Genomic DNA, 719 nt, shown 5'->3' with positions numbered 1-719 from the left:
CGCGATCACTGAAAAAACAAAAGCCATCATGCCGGTCAGCCTTTATGGACAACCGGCAGACATGAATGAGATCAATGCCATTGCAAAAAAACATAGTTTAAAGGTCATTATCGATGGTGCACAAAGCTTTGGTTCAACCTACAAAGGCCAAAGCGAGGTGAATCATGGAGATTTCTACACCACCAGCTTTTTCCCTGCCAAGCCACTAGGTTGCTATGGTGATGGCGGCGCAGTATTCACTAATAATGACGAATACGCCGAGAAGCTTAAAATGCTGCGCGTACATGGACAGAATAAACGCTATCACCATAAATACATTGGCATTGGTGGGCGTTTAGATACCATTCAGGCAGCTGTGCTACTCGCGAAGTTGCCCCGTTATGCTGATGAGATCGCAGCGAGACAAAGCGTTGCCTTGATGTATAACGAGCAGTTGTCAGATTCCAGTGCGGCGGGTGCTTTTACCTTGCCACAAGTAAAGGCTGACCGTACCTCTGTTTATGCGCAATACACCCTTCGCGTTAAAAACCGCGAATCGTTGCAAGCGAAGTTAAAAGAGCAAGGCCTACCAACAGCAGTGCATTATCCAATGCCATTACATCTACAAGAATGCTTTGATTACTTGGATCATGATAAGGGTAGTTTTCCATTGGCTGAAAAAGCAAGTGCTGAAGTTATGAGCTTGCCGATGAACGCATTTTTGGGTGTCAGTGAAATCG

The 719-nt window shown here is 45.6% G+C and carries 1 protein-coding gene; it reads left to right on the top strand.

Annotated features, from left to right (window positions below):
• The coding region (locus A3750_RS21930; RefSeq protein WP_197475231.1) for a DegT/DnrJ/EryC1/StrS aminotransferase family protein at positions 1-719 on the top strand (719 nt) is incomplete at both ends.

It is taken from the genome of Oleiphilus sp. HI0079, from assembly GCF_001635105.1.
Note: the sequence above shows the minus strand (reverse complement) of the source record. Positions and strands in the feature narration are given on the sequence as shown.